Source organism: Ruegeria sp. YTSA135, assembly GCF_059610165.1.
In genome coordinates this window covers 14,581-34,940 of sequence record NZ_JBXWNC010000002.1, presented here as the reverse complement: position 1 = coordinate 34,940, position 20,360 = coordinate 14,581, and the positions used below count along the sequence as shown (strand labels likewise).

Annotated in this window: 22 protein-coding genes; 17 read left to right on the top strand and 5 right to left on the bottom strand. The window is 56.9% G+C overall.

What is annotated here, in order from left to right; all coding sequences use genetic code 11:
• Nucleotides 1–165: 165 nt before the first annotated feature.
• Nucleotides 166–1,521, bottom strand: coding sequence for an oxygen-independent coproporphyrinogen III oxidase (hemN, locus tag AC2FIT_RS03145; protein WP_496826563.1), 1,356 nt, complete (start codon nt 1,519–1,521; stop codon nt 166–168).
• 61 nt (nt 1,522–1,582) lie between these two features.
• On the opposite strand from hemN, the gene fnrL reads away from it, so the two are divergent.
• Together fnrL and AC2FIT_RS03135 are read left to right on the top strand one after the other, a co-directional pair.
• Complete coding sequence (gene fnrL, locus AC2FIT_RS03140) at nt 1,583–2,326, top strand: transcriptional regulator FnrL (RefSeq protein ID WP_496826561.1); 744 nt, start codon at nt 1,583–1,585, stop codon at nt 2,324–2,326.
• 74 nt (nt 2,327–2,400) lie between these two features.
• The gene (locus AC2FIT_RS03135) at nt 2,401–2,652 is read left to right on the top strand and encodes a GlsB/YeaQ/YmgE family stress response membrane protein (RefSeq protein WP_496826559.1); all 252 of its coding nucleotides are present in this window, start codon (nt 2,401–2,403) and stop codon (nt 2,650–2,652) included.
• A gap of 36 nt (nt 2,653–2,688) precedes the next feature.
• Here AC2FIT_RS03135 and AC2FIT_RS03130 read toward each other — a convergent pair whose 3' ends face one another.
• A complete protein-coding gene (locus AC2FIT_RS03130) occupies nt 2,689–3,528 on the bottom strand; it encodes a universal stress protein (protein ID WP_068337250.1) in 840 nt (279 codons plus the stop codon).
• 196 nt (nt 3,529–3,724) lie between these two features.
• On the opposite strand from AC2FIT_RS03130, the gene ccoN reads away from it, so the two are divergent.
• The 11 genes from ccoN to nusG all read left to right on the top strand — a co-directional run bounded on the left by ccoN (nt 3,725) and on the right by nusG (nt 13,763).
• A complete protein-coding gene (ccoN, locus tag AC2FIT_RS03125) occupies nt 3,725–5,332 on the top strand; it encodes a cytochrome-c oxidase, cbb3-type subunit I (RefSeq protein WP_496826557.1) in 1,608 nt (535 codons plus the stop codon).
• A 14-nt stretch (nt 5,333–5,346) separates the two neighbouring features.
• On the top strand, nt 5,347–6,075 hold the full coding sequence (ccoO, locus tag AC2FIT_RS03120) for a cytochrome-c oxidase, cbb3-type subunit II (RefSeq protein ID WP_496826555.1): 729 nt from the start codon (nt 5,347–5,349) through the stop codon (nt 6,073–6,075).
• Nucleotides 6,076–6,087: 12 nt separating this feature from the next.
• A complete protein-coding gene (locus AC2FIT_RS03115; protein ID WP_068337253.1) occupies nt 6,088–6,324 on the top strand; it encodes a CcoQ/FixQ family Cbb3-type cytochrome c oxidase assembly chaperone in 237 nt (78 codons plus the stop codon).
• Nucleotides 6,321–7,184: a cytochrome-c oxidase, cbb3-type subunit III gene (gene ccoP, locus AC2FIT_RS03110; protein WP_224890917.1), complete on the top strand. Its 864-nt coding sequence runs from the start codon at nt 6,321–6,323 to the stop codon at nt 7,182–7,184. Before AC2FIT_RS03115 ends, ccoP begins: the two co-directional genes overlap by 4 nt.
• Nucleotides 7,185–7,555: 371 nt before the next feature.
• Nucleotides 7,556–8,431, top strand: coding sequence for a LysR family transcriptional regulator (locus AC2FIT_RS03105; RefSeq protein WP_496826552.1), 876 nt, complete (start codon nt 7,556–7,558; stop codon nt 8,429–8,431).
• Between the two features lie 100 nt (nt 8,432–8,531).
• Nucleotides 8,532–9,959, top strand: coding sequence for a cytochrome c oxidase accessory protein CcoG (gene ccoG, locus AC2FIT_RS03100; RefSeq protein ID WP_496826551.1), 1,428 nt, complete (start codon nt 8,532–8,534; stop codon nt 9,957–9,959).
• Between the two features lies 1 nt (nt 9,960).
• Entirely contained in the window at nt 9,961–10,419 is a 459-nt protein-coding gene (locus AC2FIT_RS03095; protein WP_496826549.1) for a FixH family protein, read from the top strand.
• Between the two features lie 4 nt (nt 10,420–10,423).
• The gene (locus AC2FIT_RS03090; protein WP_496826547.1) at nt 10,424–12,601 is read left to right on the top strand and encodes a heavy metal translocating P-type ATPase; all 2,178 of its coding nucleotides are present in this window, start codon (nt 10,424–10,426) and stop codon (nt 12,599–12,601) included.
• 5 nt (nt 12,602–12,606) lie between these two features.
• Nucleotides 12,607–12,765: a cbb3-type cytochrome oxidase assembly protein CcoS gene (gene ccoS, locus AC2FIT_RS03085; RefSeq protein ID WP_068337263.1), complete on the top strand. Its 159-nt coding sequence runs from the start codon at nt 12,607–12,609 to the stop codon at nt 12,763–12,765.
• A 68-nt stretch (nt 12,766–12,833) separates the two neighbouring features.
• Nucleotides 12,834–13,031 carry a preprotein translocase subunit SecE gene (gene secE, locus AC2FIT_RS03080; RefSeq protein WP_068337265.1) on the top strand — a complete coding sequence of 66 codons (198 nt, stop codon included), beginning with the start codon at nt 12,834–12,836 and terminating at the stop codon, nt 13,029–13,031.
• Between the two features lie 198 nt (nt 13,032–13,229).
• Nucleotides 13,230–13,763 (top strand): transcription termination/antitermination protein NusG, encoded by a 534-nt coding sequence (gene nusG / locus AC2FIT_RS03075; RefSeq protein ID WP_496826544.1) that lies wholly within the window; start codon nt 13,230–13,232, stop codon nt 13,761–13,763.
• A gap of 58 nt (nt 13,764–13,821) precedes the next feature.
• On the opposite strand, the gene AC2FIT_RS03070 is transcribed toward nusG, so the two are convergent.
• The gene (locus tag AC2FIT_RS03070) at nt 13,822–15,033 is read right to left on the bottom strand and encodes a peptidoglycan-binding domain-containing protein (RefSeq protein WP_496826542.1); all 1,212 of its coding nucleotides are present in this window, start codon (nt 15,031–15,033) and stop codon (nt 13,822–13,824) included.
• A gap of 326 nt (nt 15,034–15,359) precedes the next feature.
• On the opposite strand from AC2FIT_RS03070, the gene rplK reads away from it, so the two are divergent.
• Both rplK and rplA read left to right on the top strand, forming a co-directional pair.
• Nucleotides 15,360–15,809 (top strand): 50S ribosomal protein L11, encoded by a 450-nt coding sequence (rplK, locus tag AC2FIT_RS03065; protein WP_037314971.1) that lies wholly within the window; start codon nt 15,360–15,362, stop codon nt 15,807–15,809.
• A 1-nt stretch (nt 15,810) separates the two neighbouring features.
• On the top strand, nt 15,811–16,509 hold the full coding sequence (gene rplA / locus AC2FIT_RS03060; protein ID WP_068337271.1) for a 50S ribosomal protein L1: 699 nt from the start codon (nt 15,811–15,813) through the stop codon (nt 16,507–16,509).
• A gap of 73 nt (nt 16,510–16,582) precedes the next feature.
• Here rplA and AC2FIT_RS03055 read toward each other — a convergent pair whose 3' ends face one another.
• The gene (locus AC2FIT_RS03055; RefSeq protein ID WP_496826540.1) at nt 16,583–17,608 is read right to left on the bottom strand and encodes a Hint domain-containing protein; all 1,026 of its coding nucleotides are present in this window, start codon (nt 17,606–17,608) and stop codon (nt 16,583–16,585) included.
• A 152-nt stretch (nt 17,609–17,760) separates the two neighbouring features.
• The gene (locus AC2FIT_RS03050; RefSeq protein ID WP_496826538.1) at nt 17,761–18,726 is read right to left on the bottom strand and encodes an aminoglycoside phosphotransferase family protein; all 966 of its coding nucleotides are present in this window, start codon (nt 18,724–18,726) and stop codon (nt 17,761–17,763) included.
• 410 nt (nt 18,727–19,136) lie between these two features.
• Between AC2FIT_RS03050 and rplJ the strand changes: the two genes are divergently transcribed.
• Both rplJ and rplL read left to right on the top strand, forming a co-directional pair.
• Complete coding sequence (rplJ, locus tag AC2FIT_RS03045) at nt 19,137–19,655, top strand: 50S ribosomal protein L10 (RefSeq protein WP_068337277.1); 519 nt, start codon at nt 19,137–19,139, stop codon at nt 19,653–19,655.
• A 79-nt stretch (nt 19,656–19,734) separates the two neighbouring features.
• Nucleotides 19,735–20,112: a 50S ribosomal protein L7/L12 gene (rplL, locus tag AC2FIT_RS03040; RefSeq protein ID WP_224890909.1), complete on the top strand. Its 378-nt coding sequence runs from the start codon at nt 19,735–19,737 to the stop codon at nt 20,110–20,112.
• The last annotated feature ends 248 nt before the right edge of the window (nt 20,113–20,360 follow it).

The window sequence follows — 20,360 nt, the reverse complement described above, 5'->3', positions numbered from 1 at the left end:
TCCCTCTTTCAAATTGCAGTTCGACTGCACGAAAGGGATAGCCATGCACGGATGCACTGGCGCTTTGTCTGTTACTCGGCCTGCCTCAGCCGCGGGCGGGGTCCGCCCACACTGCAAGTGTGCGGATAACGGACCCACCGCGTCAAGCCCTGACATACTGTCGGGTCAAATGGCTGAGCTGTGACCAGCTTTGCTGAGATCGTAAGAGTCAAAGCTGCGGGCGATCATACGGGTCAGCGGGCGCGCCTCGGGCGGGATGAACAACCCGTCCTCGGTGATCCGCAGCAGCCCGTCAAAGGCTGCGTTGGCCTTCTGGTACATGTCCTGCAACTCGGTCTCGGTAATGTCGTGGTCGCGAAGAATCTCGCCGCTGTTGATCTGGAAGTCGCACATCAATGCCTCGATCAACCGGGCGCGCAGGATGTCTTGCCCTTTGAATACGTGCCCGCGCGAGGTCGAGAACCGTCCTTCGCGGATAGCCTTCGTGTGTACCGATGTCGCAGGTGCGTTCTGCGCATAGCCCTGCGGAAAGCGTGAGATTGAACTGGCCCCGACGCCGATCAGAACCTCGGAACGATCGTCGGTATAGCCTTGGAAGTTCCTTTTCAGCCGCCCCGCCTTAAGTGCATGGGTCAGGCCATCATCCTGCGTGGCAAAATGGTCGATTCCGATCTCGACATAGTTGTCCCACATAAACAGACGGCGGGCGGTGTCGAACAGGTCCAGCCGCTGTTCGGGTGTAGGCAGGGCATCTGACGGAATCAATTGCTGTCGTTTTGCCATCCATGGCACATGCGCATACCCGTACAACGCAACCCGGTCGGGGGTGAGGGATAACAGCTTCTGCACGCTTTCTGTCATGCGCGCCTTGGTCTGATGCGGCAAGCCGTACAAGATATCTGCGTTCAGGCTGGTGATCCCACGGGCGCGGATCATGTCAACAGCCTTGCGCGTGGTGTCATAGCTTTGGATGCGGCCGATGGTCTGTTGTATCTTATCGTCGAAGTCCTGCACCCCGATAGAGGCCCGGTTCATGCCGACCTCGGCCAACACATCTAGGCGGGATTCGTCGATCTCGTTCGGATCAATTTCGACAGAGAACTCGGCATTCGGTCCCAGCGGCACCACGTCAAGGATACGCGTCGCAAGATCGCGCATCAAATCGGGGTTCAGAAGGGTCGGTGTGCCGCCGCCCCAATGCAGCCGCGACAGCGCTGCGCCCTCTGGCAGGCGAGCGGCCAATAGATCAAGTTCGGCCTTAAGCACGTCCACATAGGCAATTACCGGGTTGTCCGTCTGGGTTCCCTGCGTCCGGCAGGCGCAGAACCAGCATAACCTGCGGCAAAACGGGATATGGATATACAGCGATACCTCGCTTCCCGGTTTGATCCCGGAAATCCAGTCGCCAAAAAGACCTGACCCCACGTCATTGTTGAAGTGGGGTGCGGTGGGATAGCTTGTATAACGCGGGACTTTCGCGTCAAATAGTCCAAGCTTTGCCAATTGTGGTTTCACTATCATGGCGATACGCTTAGGGGGTGGCTCGCCTGCGTGCTTTGACAGAGATCAAGTGGAAACGTTCATGACACCGATATTTAAGATCGACCATACGAATTGTCAGGACTGCCCCATCCGGCATCGTGCAGTGTGCGCGCATTGCGACGCGGATGAGTTGGAAGAGCTTGAAGAAATAAAATATTATCGAAGCTTCGAGGCCGGCCAGACGATCATCTGGTCAGGCGACCAAATGAATTTCGTGGGCTCTGTCGTTTCTGGAATCGCCTCTTTGACGCAGACGATGGAAGACGGGCGCACTCAGATGGTGGGTCTATTGCTGCCGAGTGATTTCGTCGGGAGACCGGGGCGCGAAATCGCGCCATATGACGTGCAGGCGACAACCGACTTGGTCATGTGCTGCTTTCGCAAAAAACCCTTTGAAGAACTGATGGGCACGACGCCGCATATCGCGCATCGCTTGTTGCAGATGACATTGGACGAGCTGGATGCAGCCCGCGAATGGATGTTGGTGCTGGGCCGCAAGACCGCACGTGAGAAAATCGCTAGCCTGCTGTCGATCATCGCGCGTCGCGATGCGTCTATCAGCAAAAAAGGCAACTCCGGCCCAATCGTGTTTGACTTGCCGCTTACGCGCGAAGCCATGGCGGATTATCTTGGCCTGACACTGGAAACGGTCAGCCGCCAGATATCGGCCCTGAAAAAAGATCAGGTTATTTCGCTGCAAGGTAAACGGCACGTCACGATCCCAGATATGGGACGTCTGATGGAAGAGGCTGGCGATGACTCGGACGGCGGGTTCCTGGTCTAAGGCGGTTGGGGCGTGACTGGGGCCGCCCGAAATGCTTAACTGGGGTTGAGTGAAGACCACCTCAGGAGCAGGTCATGCAATTCACAAGCATATTGGCGATGCTTGTCGTCGGTGCAGTCGCCGGTTGGCTGTCAGGCAAGATCATGGAAGGCCGAGGGTTCGGCCTGATCGGCAACATTATCGTTGGTGTAGTTGGCGCTTTTCTGGCCGGGCTGATTTTCCCCGCGCTGGGCTTCGCAGTCGGCGGTGGGGTTTTTTCATCCATATTTTTTGCCACCATAGGGGCGATCATTTTGCTTTTTTTGATCGGGCTGGTGAAGAAGTAAAACCGCCCACTTCGTGACGGTTTTACGCTGACTGAACTAGTGGGCCAAGAAAACCGGCACCGGGGATTGTTCCAGCATGTTTCGTGTTGCGCCGCCCAGAATGGCTTCGCGAAAGCGCGAATGCCCATAGGCACCCATTACGATCATGTCCGCCTCGGTGTCTGTCGCATGCCGGTTCAGGATGTCTGACACACGGGCCATAGTCTTGCTCAGTACGTCGATCTCGCATTTAACGCCGTGGCGGGCCAGCATCTGTGACAGCATTCCGCCCGGGTCCGACCGGTCAGGACCGTGACGCGGCGGGTCGATTACCACTATGCGCACCAGGTCAGCCTGGATCAGGAAAGGCAAAGCGCGACGGATGGCCCGCATCGCCTCGACGCTTTCGTTCCAGCCAAGCAGGATGGTTCCGGGGCGTTCAAACGGGGCCACGTCATCCGGAGTGACCAGCACAGGTGCGTGCCCTTCGAACATTGCGGCTTCGATAATGGATTCGGCCTCGGCGCCACGGTCTTCACCATAGGGTTGCGGCAATATGACAAGGTCTGAGAATCGTGCGCGATGCGCCACGTGGCGACCGATATCCGCAATCTGAGCAACGCCGCTTTCGGCGGACCAGCGGGCCCCGGTCTTGCCCAGATACTCCTTTGCGTAGGTTAGTATTTCCTCAGCCTCGGCGCTTGCGCGGCTAAGCGTTTCCTGCAAAATCAAAGCGTTTGCCCCAGCGTAGTAGTACCCCGTCTGGCTGCGGTCGACACCCAGACACAGAGCTTCGGCATGCGCATCCTGTGCGCCTGCCAAGGCCACCATCTGCGCCAGTGCCGATCCGCTTTGCTTTGCGTCTGTCATGACTGTGAGAAGAGATTTGTACGCCATTTTGACCTCGTGCCTTTAACGCGTGTCTTGCTGCGGCCCGATGCCTCAGCCGCTGGTCTACGATTGTCATAGAAATCAGAGTACTGTCTTGACACAGATCAAAGCAGCTCCGACGCCTGTCGGACAAAACAACAGCTAGTCAAAAAGCTCCTGCGACACATAATGAACCACGCGGGGCATGGCAAAGGGACGCAATATGTCAAATTACATCAAGCTGATCGTGCTTGGTCTGGTCGTGATTTTTGCCGCGATCGGATCCAACTACGCACGCGATTTGGCGTATCAGGTGCATGCAATTCTGGTGATGTTGATCGCCGGTGGTTTGTTCATCTGGACGCTTCGAAACACCGATGAGCCGGGTATTCTCGTAGACCGCTCGGGTGAGTATATGGATGACGTGGTCCGTTATGGCGTGATCGCAACCGCATTCTGGGGCGTGGTCGGGTTCCTTGCAGGGACCTTCATTGCGTTTCAGTTGGCCTTTCCTGTTTTGAACTTTGAATGGGCGCAGGGCTACCTAAATTTTGGCCGCCTGCGCCCGCTGCACACCTCGGCAGTGATCTTTGCCTTTGGCGGCAACGCTCTGATCGCAACCTCGTTTTACGTGGTGCAACGTACAAGCGCGGCGCGGCTGTGGGGTGGAAACCTGGCGTGGTTCGTATTCTGGGGTTACCAGTTGTTCATCGTATTGGCGGCAACGGGTTATGTTCTGGGCGGTACTCAGTCCAAGGAATATGCCGAGCCTGAATGGTATGTTGACCTTTGGCTTACCGTTGTCTGGGTCGCCTATCTGGCCGTATATCTCGGTACGATCATCAAGCGGAAAGAACCCCACATCTATGTGGCAAACTGGTTCTATCTAGCGTTCATTGTCACCGTCGCCATGCTGCATCTGGTCAACAATATGACCATCCCGGTCAGCATCTGGGGTTCCAAGTCGGTCATCGTCTGGTCGGGCGTACAGGATGCCATGATCCAGTGGTGGTATGGGCACAACGCCGTTGGCTTCTTCCTGACCGCGGGCTTTCTGGGCATGATGTATTACTTCATCCCGAAACAGGCCGAGCGTCCGGTTTTCTCATACAAGCTGTCGATCATCCACTTTTGGGCGCTGATCTTCCTGTATATCTGGGCTGGTCCGCACCATTTGCACTATACCGCGCTGCCCGACTGGGCCTCGACACTTGGCATGGTGTTCTCGATCGTGCTGTGGATGCCGTCCTGGGGTGGTATGATCAATGGTCTGATGACCTTGTCGGGCGCTTGGGACAAGCTGCGCACCGACCCCGTGATCCGGATGATGGTGATCTCGGTCGGCTTCTACGGCATGTCCACCTTCGAAGGTCCGATGATGTCGATCCGTGCGGTGAACAGCCTGTCCCACTATACCGACTGGACCATTGGGCACGTGCATTCGGGTGCGCTGGGCTGGAACGGTATGATCACCTTTGGTGCGCTGTACTTCCTCGTGCCTGTTCTGTGGAAGCGTGAGCGTCTGTATTCGCTGCAAATGGTCAGCTGGCACTTCTGGCTCGCCACTATCGGCATCGTGCTTTACGCCGCGTCGATGTGGGTCACCGGTATCATGGAAGGCCTGATGTGGCGTGAAGTGGATGCCAACGGTTTCCTTGTGAACTCGTTCGCCGACACCGTGGCTGCCAAGTTCCCGATGTACGTGGTGCGTGCTCTGGGTGGCGTCCTGTTCGTCGCTGGATCGCTGATCATGTGCTACAACCTGTGGATGACTGTGCGGAAAGCGCCGGCCAAAGAGGCCAGCCTGACCGTCGCGGTCCCGGCTGAATAAGGAGGGCCGGAGCAATGGCAATTCTCGACAAACACAAGATCCTCGAGACCAACGCGACCCTCCTGCTGATCTTCAGCTTTCTGGTCGTGACCATCGGTGGTATCGTGCAGATCACCCCGCTGTTCTACCTTGAGAACACCATCGAAGAAGTGGAGGGCATGCGCCCCTACACGCCTTTGGAAATGGCGGGCCGTGAAATCTATCTGCGCGAAGGCTGCTATGTCTGCCATAGCCAGATGATCCGCCCTATGCGGGACGAGGTTGAGCGTTATGGCCACTACTCGCTGGCGGCTGAGTCGATGTATGACCATCCGTTCCAGTGGGGGTCCAAGCGTACCGGGCCTGACCTGGCCCGAGTTGGCGGCCGTTACTCTGACGATTGGCATGTGCGGCACCTGCGGGATGCGCAGTCTGTTGTCCCGGAATCGGTTATGCCGAAATACGGTTTCCTCGAAACGCGAAAGCTGGAGGACAGGTATATCGGTGACGTCATGGCAGCAAATGCGATGGTCGGAACGCCTTATTCCGACGAGATGCTGGAAAATGCTGTGGCTGACCTGCGCGCTCAGGCTGATCCCGACAGTGACTACGATGGTCTGCTTGAGCGCTATGGCGAAAACGTCAACGTGCGAAACTTCGACGGTCAGTCAGACCTGACCGAAGCCGACGCGTTGATCGCCTATCTGCAAATGCTGGGCACGCTGGTTGACTTCTCGACCTTCACCCCGGACGCGAACCGCTGACAGGGGGGTGTGATGGAAGAATACACCCTTCTACGTCAATTCGCGGACAGCTGGATGTTGCTTGTTTTGTTTGTCTTCTTTGTTGGCATCGTCATCTGGGTTTTTCGCCCCGGTGCCAGCAAGGAATACAAGGACACGGCCAATATTCCGTTTCGTCATGCAGACGCGCCTGCTTCGCAGCAGGATCAAGATAAAGCCACGCCCCAAGAGGGCGACAAACCCGCCGAGTCCAAGGAGGCGAGGAAATGAGCAAGAAAGCTGAAAAACAGCCGGGTGACCCTAACACCACTGGTCATACCTGGGACGGTATCGAAGAGTTTGACAACCCGATGCCCCGTTGGTGGCTATGGACCTTCTACGCCACCATTATTTGGGGTGTGATCTACACGATCATGTATCCCGCGTGGCCATTGGTTCAGTCCGCAACGGCTGGTGTAACCGGCTGGTCGTCTCGTGCGGAAGTCCAGGAAGAACTGGTGGCCTTCCAGGAAGCCAACGCGCCGTGGAACGTGCGGCTGGTCGAGACCCCGCTCGAGGAAATCTCGGCCGATCCCGAATTGCAGCAATACGCAGTAAACGCGGGTAGTGCGGTATTCCGCACCTGGTGCGCACAATGCCACGGCTCGGGTGCCCAAGGTGCCACAGGGTTCCCGAACCTGCTGGACGACGCATGGCTGTGGGGCGGTACGCTGGAAGATATCGAGTATACAATCGCCTATGGTATCCGGAACGAGGAAAGCGACGACGCGCGCTATTCCGAAATGCCGGCTTTTGGCGAGATCCTCGAAAATGAAGAGATCACCCAGGTTGTTCAGTACGTGATGTCATTGTCCAATGCGCAAACTGATGACGCAGCGGCGCAGGCGGGTCAGGTTGTTTTTGAAGACAATTGTTCGGCCTGCCACGGCGAAGATGGTAAGGGCGACGTTTTCCAGGGCGCACCGAACCTGACCGACGCGATCTGGCTATATGGTGGCAGCGAAGAGGCACTGACCGAAACGGTCACGTATAGCCGCTTTGGCGTCATGCCTCCGTGGGAAAACCGCTTGACCGACGCGCAAATCCGCGCGGTCACTGCCTATGTACACCAGTTGGGTGGCGGCCAGTAACGGTAAAAGAAAACCTTCGGACGGTTCGCCGCCCGAAGGCCAAGGTACCGGCTGTTCTATCTGTTCGCGCGTTTCCTGAACAGCCGGTGCCACATGCACTAATAGCCTGTTCGGAACAGCGTTAGAAGCCTCGTTACGTGAAACGGGAAAATGTGACGCGCTTTGTCTTTTTCCAAAAATGATCCCTGGGTTTTTCTTTTCGGCTCTGGGGTGGATTATGCCCATCCGTTCGGGTGGCAATTCTGAACGAGTTCGCAAGGATCGATAGCATCCGATCTCTCCTGATCATGGTTTCGAATACCTTCAGGATTGATCCTTCGGTCAGAAAATGCGACTCAATTGCCATTCGATCATGTAACGGGAGCTTACATATGGATTGGATGAAGATGCCGCCGCTTGCGTCGCTGAAGGCCTTCCATGCTTTTGCGGAAACGGGAAATGTGGTGCAGGCGGGGGCATTGTTAAATGTCAGCCACGCTGCCATCAGTCAACAATTGCGCGCGTTGGAAAAACACCTTGGTGCCGCCCTGTTGGACCGAAGCGGAAAGTCTATGACGGTGACCGCCGATGGCGAGAAATTGGCCCGTGCCCTGCATCTTGGGTTTGGTGCCATCTCGGATGCAGTGGCCGATCTTTTGCATATAACCCTAGATCGACCGGTTCACGTTTCGCTCACCCCGTCTTTTGCCGCGTCGTGGCTGATGCCACGTCTTCCGGCGTTTCAGTCAGAATATCCCGATGTTCCGTTGGCGCTGGATCCTACACCCGCGCTTGTCAGCCTGCGCCCGGGTGGCGTTGATGTTGCAATTCGGTATGGAGAGGGCGATTGGCCGGGTTTGAATTCGGAACTACTGTTGCAAAGTCCAATGGTCATCGTCGCTGCACCCGCATTGCTGAAGGGGCGCACGTCAATGACGCCGGACGAGTTGAGCCAACTGCCCTGGCTTGAGGAACTTGGAACGACCGAAGCCACCACCTGGCTGGCACAACAGGGTGTCGAACATGGTCCTCGTGCGGGTCGCATCGCGCTGCCGGGCAATCTGATGCTTGAAGCCTTACGCGCCGGTCAGGGAGTGACTGTCACGGCGCGACATTTTGTCGAGGCCGATATCAAGGCCGGGCGGGTTGTTGAACTTTTTCACGAGCCCAGCCGGCGTGGATACCATATCGTCACTGCAGATGCGCCTTTGCGCCCAGCAGTTAAGGCGTTTGTCGGCTGGATCAGAAGGCAAGCCAGCCAGATGTGACAAAAGGTGTCTGTGCGATGCGCTTTTGACACATGTCAAAGTGAGTGCCTGTATGATCTGAGACAAGACGCAGAAATACAGCCACATCTGGAGCCAGCTCGTGAGCGATTCCGACCCCGCCCCCAGCCTTTATGCCGCTAGGGAGCCGATCTTCCCCCGACGTGTATCCGGGCCGTTTAGAAACCTTAAATGGATCATTCTAGCGGTTACACTGGGTATCTATTATGTAACGCCATGGATCAGGTGGGATCGTGGGCCAAGCTTGCCGGATCAGGCCGTGCTGCTGGATCTGGCAAACCGGCGTTTTTACTTTTTCTGGATCGAGATCTGGCCGCATGAATTCTACTTTGTTGCTGGCCTTCTGATTATGGCAGGCTTGGGCCTGTTCTTGTTCACCTCGGCGCTGGGTCGTGTGTGGTGCGGATATGCCTGCCCCCAGACGGTTTGGACAGATCTGTTTATTTTGGTCGAGCGCTGGATCGAAGGGGATCGCAACGCACGATTGCGTCTTCACCGACAGGAAAAGATGGATCTCCGCAAGGCGCGGCTTCGTATTACGAAATGGACAGCGTGGTTGTTGATCGGTTTGGCGACCGGTGGCGCCTGGGTGTTCTATTTTGCCGATGCGCCGACGCTGCTGCGAGATCTTGTTACCGGAAACGCGCATCCGGTTGCTTACACGACCATTCTGATCCTGACCGGTACAACCTTTCTGTTTGGTGGATTTGCCCGTGAACAGATTTGTATCTACGCGTGCCCTTGGCCGCGTATTCAGGCCGCGATGATGGACGAAGACACTCTGGTCGTCGGCTACCGAGAATGGCGCGGAGAGCCTCGGGGCAAGGGGAAGCGTACGGCCGATTCCGAATTGGGCGACTGTATTGATTGCATGGCTTGCGTGAATGTCTGCCCGGTGGGCATCGATATTCGTGATGGTCAACAGCTTGAGTGCATAACCTGCGCCCTTTGCATCGACGCTTGCGATGACATGATGGCCAAGATCGGCAAGCCACGCGGCCTTATCGATTACATGGCGCTGAGCGATGAGGGCCGTGAACGGGCAGGGCAGCCGCCAAAAAGTGTCTGGAGACACATCCTGCGGCCCCGTACGATCATGTACACGGCCCTTTGGTCAGCGGTAGGGTTTGCGTTGCTGTTTGCGCTGTTCATCCGCTCGGATATCGATCTGACTGTTGCGCCGGTGCGCAACCCGACCTTTGTTACGATGTCGGACGGTACCATCCGCAACACTTACGATGTGCGGCTGCGTAACAAGCATGGTGAGGATCGTCTGTTCAAATTGTCGCTGACCGGAGATCCGGCAATGCGGATAGTGATCGAAGGCACGGACCTTGATACAGTCAACGTTGCGGCAGATACGTCGCAGTTGCAACGTGTGTACATCATCGCCAGAAAAGACACCGATCCTGCTGCGGCAGACACGACTCCGGTGCGTATCTGGGTCGAAGATTTGCAAAGTGGAGAACGCGCCTACAAGGACACTTCTTTCAACGGACGAGGAAACTAGGATGGCTGAGCGGCAATTCACTGGAAAGCACGCCTTGGCGGTGTTTGTCGCCGCCTTTGGCGTAATCATTACCGTTAATCTTCTGCTGGCCTATAACGCGGTCAGAACCTTTCCGGGACTGGAGGTCAAGAACTCCTATGTCGCCAGTCAGGAATTCAACGAACGCCTGCAAGAGCACAAAGCACTGGGCTGGGAGATTCGTGCAGAATTATCTGGCGGTTTGTTGGTCCTGCACATCACCGACAAAGCGGGTGCTCCGGTCGAAGTTGCCGAGCTTCAGGCCGTGGTCGGGCGTGCCACCCACGTGAAAGACGATTTCTCCCCGGATTTCATCTTTGACGGCCAAGCTTATTCGACGCCAGCGTCTCTTGGGCGGGGCAACTGGAACATCCGTTTGGTCGCAAAAGACCATGATGGGGCTGAGTTCGCGCAGCGTGTGCCGCTGTTCGTGAAAGGGTGAATGGATGACCGCACAGGTGACCTCTGGTGCTGCGGCCTGTCCGGGCTGCATTGCAAGCCCGGCAGAGCCAGCCCGCCCGATACCGCAGGATGTGCAGATTGCTTTGTCGTTGCCGGGTATCCATTGCTCGGCTTGTATCTCCAAGGTCGAACGGGAATTGAACGCACATCCCGGTGTCGAGGATGCGCGGGTCAATCTGACGTTAAAGCGTGCCATGGTCAAAGCCGCGCCTGATCTGCAGGCCGCCGATCTGATCCCTGTGCTGGAAAATGCAGGGTATGAGGCGCACGAACTGGACCCCGGCGCCCTGTCCGCCACGCAAACAGACAAGGCCGGGCGTGATTTGTTGATGCGGCTGGCAGTGGCCGGGTTTGCCTCGATGAATGTGATGCTGCTGTCGGTATCGGTCTGGTCAGGGGCTGCGGACGCCACGCGCGACATGTTTCACTGGATTTCGGCGGCCATTGCACTGCCCGCGATTGCCTTTTCCGCCCAGCCCTTTTTTGTAAACGCCTGGAGCGCCCTGCGCGTCAGGCGCCTGAATATGGACGTGCCGATTGTTCTGGCGATCGTGTTGGCCTTGGTCACGTCGCTGTGGGAAACGGCGCTCAGCGGGAAGCATGCTTATTTCGATGCGGCCCTGACGCTGACGTTCTTTCTGTTGGCCGGTCGGTATCTGGATTACCGCACACGGGCTGCGGCCCGGTCTGCCGCCGAAGAACTGACGGCGCTTGAGGTCCCGCGCGCCACTCGGTTGGTTGATGGCGTCGAAGAGGAGGTCTCGGTTGCCTCGCTTGGAGTTGGTGATCTTGTCCTTGTCCGCCCCGGTGGCCGTATGCCGGTGGACGGTGAAATCGTCTCGGGTCAGTCAGAGCTTGACCGCTCGTTGCTAACCGGGGAAACGCTGCCCGTGTATGCCGAGGCGGGTCTGAACGTGAGCGCGGGCGAGGTCAACCTGACCGGCCCTCTGACCATTCGGGCGACTGCGGTTGGAGAGGATACCTCACTGCACCGTATGGCCGATCTGGTAGCAATCGCTGAATCGGGGCGGTCGCGCTATACCTCGCTGGCAGATAAGGCGGCCAAGCTTTACGCACCCGGCGTTCACATCCTGTCGGCGCTCAGCTTCGTGGGCTGGTATCTTTTTTCCGGTGACATTCGCACTGCATTAAATATCGCTGCTGCGGTGCTGATTATTACATGCCCTTGTGCGCTTGGTTTGGCGGTACCTGCGGTGACGACTGCCGCGTCAGGCCGTCTGTTCCGCAAGGGGATGCTGATCAAACATGCCACCGCACTGGAGCGTCTGGCCGAGGTCGATACGGTTGTGTTCGACAAGACCGGCACGCTGACGTCGGGCACCCCTGAATTGACCAATCTGGGCGATCACGCGCGTTCTGATCTTGAGATTGCCCTGGCACTGGCCGAGGCATCGTCACACCCGTTGTCGGTTTCGCTGGCCAAGTCGGCGCGGGATGCCGGTATCACGCCCGCGATCGTCAAGGACACTGCGGAGGTGCCGGGTTTTGGCACCGAGGGCCTCTTCCGCGGTCAGCGGGTGCGTTTGGGCCGGGCTGAATGGGCTGGCGCGCAGGATGGCGATCAAACCGCGGCGTGGTTGTCGGTAGCCGGGCGAACGCCTGTCGCCTTTTTGTTCTCGGACAGCCTGCGCGCCGGTGCGGCCGAGGCTGTCGAGGCGTTCCGGGAGGCCGGCAAAGATGTCATTCTCATCTCCGGCGACACGCAGGGCGCTGTTCAGGCGCTGGCCGGCAAACTGGGGATCGAGAACTGGATCGCGCAGGCGCTGCCGCAGGATAAGGCTGCCCGAGTGCAGGACCTGAGCAACAAGGGTCGTCGAGTTCTGATGGTCGGCGATGGGCTGAACGACACCGCTGCGCTGGCGGCGGCGCATGTGTCGATCTCGCCGGCTTCGGCACTTGATGCAGCGCGAGTGGCGTCGGATATCGTGTTGCTGGGCAACAACCTGTCCCCGATCGCCGATGCCTGCGACACTGCCGTAAAAGCGACAAAGCGGATCCGTGAGAACTTTCGCATTGCCACCGTTTATAATATCATAGCCGTGCCGTTGGCCGTGGCCGGTTTGGCCACGCCGCTGATTGCGGCTCTGGCGATGTCCACTTCGTCCATCACCGTGTCTCTGAACGCCCTGCGCCTGAGGTAGCTGATATGGAAGTTCTGGCTTATCTGATACCGATTTCCCTGTTTTTAGGCGGGGTTGGCCTTGTGGCTTTTGTCTACACGGTCCGCTCGAACCAGTATGATGATCCCGAAGGCGACGCGCAGCGTATCCTCAGCGATGAATGGGACGACAAGCCCAAGCCCTGACAACCCTTGAAATCGCCGCAATGCCCGGCTATGTCCAGCGCATCCGCTAGCAGAGAGAACCAAGCCAAATGGCCACCATGAATCCGATCCAGTTCATACAGCAAGTCCGTGCCGAAGTCGCAAAGGTCGTCTGGCCGACCCGGCGTGAAGTACTGCTGACCACGGTCATGGTGTTCATCATGGCGGCGCTGACGGCCGTGTTCTTTGCGCTGGTTGATTTGGGCATTCGTGGCGGGCTGCAATTGATCCTTGGTATATTCGGCTAGGACCGTTCGGGCGTAGCGGAAACGCCACTGCCCCCTTGCACAGCCAGCAATGTCAGAGTAGGTGACGGTACTATTCGGAATGGGCGTGCGGAGATTCGGGCTGCGCGCCGCTTTTTATTCCGGGTGACGTGATAGAATTTCAATGACGGTGCTTACGGCGATACCGACGCACCGAAGGCAAACAAGGACGACAGGTTCATGGCGAAACGGTGGTATTCGGTCAGCGTTCTTTCGAATTTCGAAAAGAAGATCGCAGAGCAAATCCGCACGTCCGTGGCCGAGCAGGGCCTTGAGGACGACATCGACGAAGTTCTGGTGCCCACCGAAGAGGTGATCGAAGTGCGCCGCGGCAAAAAGGTTGCGACCGAACGCCGCTTTATGCCTGGTTACGTACTGGTGCATATGGAAATGTCGGATCAGGGCTATCACCTGATCAACTCGATCAACCGCGTCACTGGCTTTCTTGGTCCGCAGGGCCGTCCGATGCCGATGCGCGATGCTGAGGTAAACCAGATCCTGAACCGCGTTCAGGAAGGTGAAGAAGCGCCCAAGCTGATGATCACCTTCGAAATCGGTGAAAAGGTCAAGGTCAATGACGGTCCGTTCGAGGATTTCGACGGCATGGTCGAAGGCGTGGACGACGAGAACCAGAAGCTGAAGGTTTCTGTTTCAATCTTCGGCCGCGAAACCCCGGTCGAGCTGGACTTCACCCAGGTTACCAAGCAGACCTAGCGGGATATTGCACCCGCAGGGGGCGTCGGTTCGCCTGCAGGTGCGGATATGCTTCGGCTTACTGCGCTGCTGTCATTGCTGTTCGCAAAAGTTGCGGTCGATCGGCTTGGGACGGCAAGAAGACAGCTTCTGACCCCGCGTCCAGTGCAGACAGGCTTGCATCATACCACTGCATCGCAAGATCACGGCGCTCCTGAACGCCAAATCCTTCACGCAAATGGTGTCCAATCAGCTCGCCATAGGCGGGTTCGCCCATTGCGACCAACATCAAAGCAGAACCAACTGCGGTATCCATGTTGTCCTGACGGTAGCCCATTGCAAGACAGACCTTACTTGTCGCTGCGAGATCTTCGGGGCTGAGTCCCGAGTCCAACGCAAGCTTGCGCATCTGTGTTTCCGCCTCGGTTTTTGTGTTCAGAGACAGCGAAACAACCTGCGGTTCCAGCATTTCGCCGAATGAGTCGCACTGGGTTGCTATCTGGTCCGGTGTCAGTCCTTGAATGTCCTGCATCAGATCTTCACCGCGTGCCATCGCATAGCTTCTGGCAAGGCAGAACTGTTCGCTAAGTGCGAAATCAGGATCTGACATGTTTGCCAGCGTTGTATAGCCGCCATTGGTCGACGTTTGCAGCATTACTGCGCTGCAACGATTGGCGAGGGAAGGACGCGCGGTGCCGCCAGAGAAGAGGGTTGGCAGTGAAGCGGACGTTGTCTCGCCAGCATCCGGCACTGGTTCGGGCTCTTGCGATGTTGGAACCGGAGCAGCCTCAGCTTGGGGCTGAGCTGCCGCCGCAAGGGCAGAACCGCTAAGCTGTTGTTGACGATACGCCATCAAAAGCGGCTGGCCCGTGAGCTGAGTTGTCGCCTGTCCACCGCTTGTGGCCCAGTAATACGCCTGCATCAGGAAGTCGTACTGATACGGCTGAAAGTCATAGCCATTTATGGGGTAACCCATCGACGCCTGATAGCGTTCGATGGCGGCTCGGGTCCCACTTCCGACCTGGCCATCGACCCGTCCGGCATTATAGCCGAAATAATTGAGGGCCGTCTGAGTCTGAGCTCCTTGCGTGGTCGACGGAATGCTGGGCCGGTAGGTCCGAGTTGTTCTTTGAGTTTTTTTCTTCTGTTGGTCCTTGCCAATCGCATAACCAACAACGCCACCCACAACAGCACCGCCGAGAAAGTCACCGGCGTCGGCCCGCGCGGTCTGAGGGGCGGTGACAGCGAAGGACAGCGCGATGCCAAGAGTTGTTATTAAACGCAGAATCATAACTTACCTCCAAAACAAAGGCCTTAATCTGACAAGTATAGCACATTCGCAGCGCAACGCGGACATGCACATTTCAGCTGGCGAAACACGCCATTGGCAATATGAGACGTTCCGAGTCTGCGAAAACCTCTTGGATATAGGGAAAAGCCAGATACGGCTTGGCTCCACTGGCTACTTGCCAACCTCTTTGTTCACCTGTAAACGCCGCTTCTATCGCCTTCGGGCGAGATTCTCTTGTGGGAGATTGCTGGGATCGCGATCCCGGATCGGACCACGCAACATAAACCGGGTGGGACGCGTTCTGCCTACGTTGAAAGGAAAACCAAATGGCCAAGAAGCTTGCTGGTACAATGAAGCTGCAGGTTCCTGCAGGTCAGGCGAACCCGTCACCGCCAGTTGGTCCGGCGCTGGGTCAGCGCGGCATCAACATCATGGAATTCTGCAAGGCGTTCAACGCCAAGACCGCAGACATGGAGCAAGGCGCTCCTTGCCCGACCGTGATCACCTATTATCAGGACAAGTCCTTCACCATGGACATCAAGACGCCGCCCGCGTCTTATTACCTGAAAAAAGCAGCTGGTCTGAAGCCGGTTGGCAAGCGTAACCGCCCCCGTGGTGCGGAAAACCCCGGTCGTGAGACCGTGGCAACCGTGACCTCGAAGCAGGTGCGCGAAATCGCCGAAGCCAAAATGAAAGATCTGAACGCCAACGACGTCGAAGGCGCAATGCAGATCATCCTGGGCTCGGCCCGCTCCATGGGCATCGAGGTGAAGTAAGATGGCAAAACTCGGTAAACGTACCCGCGCTGCGCGCGAAGCTGTCGCTGGCAAGGAAAACCTGTCGGTTGAAGAAGCTGTTGCCCTGGTCAAAGGCAACGCAACCTCGAAATTCGACGAGACCATCGAAATCGCGATGAACCTGGGCGTTGATACCCGTCACGCAGACCAGATGGTGCGCGGTGTTGTCGGCCTGCCGAACGGCACCGGTAAGGCAATGCGCGTTGCTGTGTTCGCTCGTGGCCCCAAGGCTGACGAAGCGAAAGAAGCAGGCGCGGATATCGTTGGCGCAGAAGACCTGATGGAAACCATTCAGGGCGGCACCATCGACTTCGATCGCTGCATTGCCACCCCGGACATGATGCCGATCGTCGGCCGTCTGGGTAAGGTTCTGGGCCCTCGTAACCTGATGCCGAACCCCAAGGTCGGCACTGTGACCATGGACGTGAAAGCGGCCGTCGAAGCAGCCAAGGGCGGTGAAGTTCAGTTCAAGGCGGAAAAAGGCGGCGTTGTGCATGCCGGCGTCGGCAAAGCGTCCTTCGACGAAGCCAAGCTGGTCGAAAACGTCCGTGCGTTTGTCTCGGCTGTTGCCAAGGCCAAGCCGTCGGGCGCCAAAGGCACCTACATGAAGAAAATCGCACTCAGCTCGACTATGGGCCCGGGTGTGACATTGGACGTCGCTGCTGCTGCAGGCGAATAAGCGGCGACCAAGCGCTGAAAACTACAACCCGGGGTGCTGACGCAGCCCGGGTTTTTTGCATCCCGAAAACCCGTCAGTAATAGGCGCGCAACACGCTGGCCTCACGTGCACTGATCGTTTTCGCGGCTGTGTGCCGGAAGGCATCACTCATACTGTTCATCGACGGGAAAAGAGCGAGGATTTCAGCCCTCTGCGGTGCTGACAAAGCCTGGTCTGCAATGTCCCCAAAATAATAGCTTTCGGTCAGCGCGCCGTTCGAACGGACAATGTGGTGCTGGTCGAACATGAAATGCGTATAAGTGATGCGCTCGGTCTCACGAATGGAAATACCCGGAATACCGCACAGGTGCTTTGCGGCGACGAAAACTTCGGATGAGCCGAACAGCATGTCGGTTGCAGGGGACTGAATCAGGATGCGGTGTTGTTGCGACACCACCAGTTTTTGCGTGTTCCCGATGATGCCGGTTTCAATGACGACCGGTGCAAATGGGCCGAAACCGTGAACCTCGGTTGATCCGATCCACAAGATCGGCTGCAGTCCGCTGTCACGCGTCCAGACACGCTGACCTTTTCTGAGGTTTTGCACCTCAACTGCGCCATGTTCCGTTTCGATCAGTGTTCCGGGTCCAAAGCAGGTAACGAAGCTAGAGTAGGCGGATGACCCGTCATTCGAGCCGCCAACCTTGATGTAAGACGTGCCGGAATCCAAAGGCGCAGATGTGCTGTATCCCCAAACATCCTGTGTGACTCCGTTCTTGGAAAACACATAGATGTCGATCTCGGGTCCAGTAGGGTTTCCGTCTCCATCCAGTGCACGCACCCGAATTATGGATTCGGATTCGACTTGTGTACCATTCGCGACAATCCCACCGCCATCCGTGATGACGTGGCGGGACTCCAGATCATCATTAAAGACATTTCGGCCACCTCTTGTGTCATTCAATGTCACGGTGGTTCCTGTCCCGGCAGAATAAGAAAACACGGTGCCGTTTGGTGTGTCTGAATTGTTTATGATCGGATTGTTGACAATGCTCCCGTTGGGGCTCGATGTTACGATCAGACTTGCGTTGTCCTGGGCGAAAAAGCTGCGAAGTGCCATCTGTGGCAAATTACCTTTTAGTAACGGATATTTTTGGATTTTTTATTTGACAACCATAGATCGGTTTTAGGCGCAACTAGAAATACAATTGCGGTTTCGCGTCAGTACTGGGCTTATATCTTTGTGCTGCTCAGGCAGAGCCGTCCCAAGGGTCAGTCCGTGCTGAACGCTGCCCTAAGCCGAAGGTGCAGCCGATGTCTTTTCCGATCTTCGAAAGGACTGCATGTAAAATCCGTTTGCCAAAGACGCAGCCAGTCTTTCAGAAGTCGGCCACGCAAGCAGCACTCGAGGATCTCGGGGTCTATCGGGTGTCGGTATTGACGAAAGAACATGTCCTTGTTCTTGCGCAGCATCCCACTTCGGTCGATCTCGGATGCGGGGCCGTCCCGAAAGACATCGGCTTTCAGAAGGTCAACGATATCGTAGACGGCCAGCTTGTCGCGCGCTTCTGTGAAATCAAGGCCAATGGCTGTACCCGAACCCATGATCAGGTTGTCGCCGTGAAAATCTCCGTGAGAGAGTACGCGAATGTCCGGCCGGTTCTTAAGCCGCTTTGCCTGTGACAAAAACACGTCAATCATGGGTTTGCTGGCTTCTTCGATATGGAAGGGTAGCGCGGTAGACAGGTCTTTGATGCTGTCTGTCATCCATCGTGGACGAAAGGCATACTCGGTTGGCGCCTTAAAGCTGTGTAGGGTATTCAGCCAGGATCCAGCGCGCCGATACACCTGGGCCACCTGGTCATCGTTCGAGCTGTTGTAGATGTAGTCCACAGCTGTTGGTCGGTCGATGAATTCCGTGACCATAAACGCGCCATGCGGGGCTAAATAGACCGGACGTACGACCCGATTGGTTTCGTTACCCTCGAAGTGGTCCGAAAGCCGGGTCAGGACGTCGAATTCCTTGCTCAGCCGCCCCGTCTCGGGCGAGAGGGTATCAATCTTCAAGGCAAAGGGCCGTCCCGATTTTTCGATTTTCCAAACCAGCCGGGAAGCTGGGAAAGCGTGCGATCGGTAGATGCAGGTAACGTCCTTTACCGAGTTGTTGAGTTGCGCCCGTGCGAATTCCTCGGCATAGGTGCTGGCCATGTCGTATTCATCAAGGGTTGGCGTCGGCATGGTCTGGTGGTTCAGCGTTTCAAAAACGGTTTGCGGAAACTGCAGCGCCAAACAGACAGGACGGGCTTTGACATGTCAATCACGCGATCCGGAAAGGATTTCGTGTAAAATTGCCCGCACTGTGCAAAGGGTCAATTTACCCCTTGGAAACCCCTGCCATCTGCCCTAAAGAGAGTTGCGAGATAAAGCGTGCGATTCGTCGTGCGCTTTATTTCGTTTCGTCCAAGACGGTGGGTGGGTCCAACCGGCCCCTTAATTCCCTGCCTGAGACGGGTAAGACCAAAGAATTCTGGGGGTCCCACCCTCGGGCGTGTTTTGGCCAATCCCGTAACAACGGACCTGAACGCCGGGGCGTGAGCCGCGGCAAATATGAGCCGGGGTGAGGTATCGCCCCTAACTTGGAGAGAACTGTGGATAGAGCCCAGAAAGAGAAAGTGGTCGAGGAACTCGGCCAGATCTTCGAAAGCTCTGGCGTCGTGGTGGTAGCACACTATGCCGGTCTGACAGTTGCCGAGATGCAGGACCTTCGCGCACGTGCTCGTGACGCTGGTGGCTCCGTGCGTGTTGCCAAGAACAGGCTCGCCAAAATCGCCCTTGAGGGTAAGCCGTGTGAAAGCATGGCCGACCTGCTGACAGGGATGACCGTTCTGACCTATTCCGAGGACCCCGTGGCAGCAGCCAAGGTGGCCGAGGACTTCGCCAAGGATAACAAGAAATTTGAAATCCTCGGCGGTGCAATGGGCGAGAACGCTCTGGACCGCAAAGGCGTCGAAACAGTTTCGAAAATGCCGTCCCGTGAAGAGCTTATTGCTTCGATCGTTGGCTGCATTGGCGCACCTGCTTCGAACATCGCCGGCGCGATTGGCGCACCTGCAAGCAACATCGCAAGCATCCTTTCCACCATCGAAGAGAAGGCGGAAGCTGCGTAAGCGGTTGGCACTGAATGATCTGCGTGGGGCATATGCCCTGACGTTGGAACACACACTGTAAACGGAAAGAGCTGATACAATGGCTGATCTGAAAGCACTCGCAGAAAGCATCGTGGGTCTGACCCTGCTGGAAGCACAAGAACTGAAAACCATCCTCAAAGACGAATATGGCATTGAGCCCGCAGCTGGCGGCGCCGTAATGGTCGCAGGTGCAGCTGGCGATGCCGGTGGCGCAGCCGAGGAAGAGAAAACAGAATTCGACGTCGTTCTGAAGAACGCTGGCGCTTCGAAAATCAACGTCATCAAAGAAGTTCGCGGCATCACCGGCCTGGGCCTGAAAGAAGCCAAGGAACTGGTCGAAGCTGGCGGCAAGATCAAAGAAGCTGTGTCGAAAGACGAAGCCGAAGAGATCAAAGGCAAGCTGGAAGCAGCTGGTGCCGAGGTCGAACTGGCCTAAATCTGTCCAGTGGCGCATCCCTGATGCGTCGGAAATTTGGCTGGGTCCGGAGAAATCCGGGTCCAGCCGAACCTGTCTTAGAAAGGGCCTCACAAGCTGGGGCGTTTTCTAAGACGCGGTTCGCGGATCGGGAGGCTGCCTTCGGGACGGTGGCCATGAATTGATCCGGACGTGTCGTCTCGAATGTGCAAGGCGCCGGGGCCCGACGGCGTTTTTGCCCGATGAGAACATCGAAAGGTGACATCTGA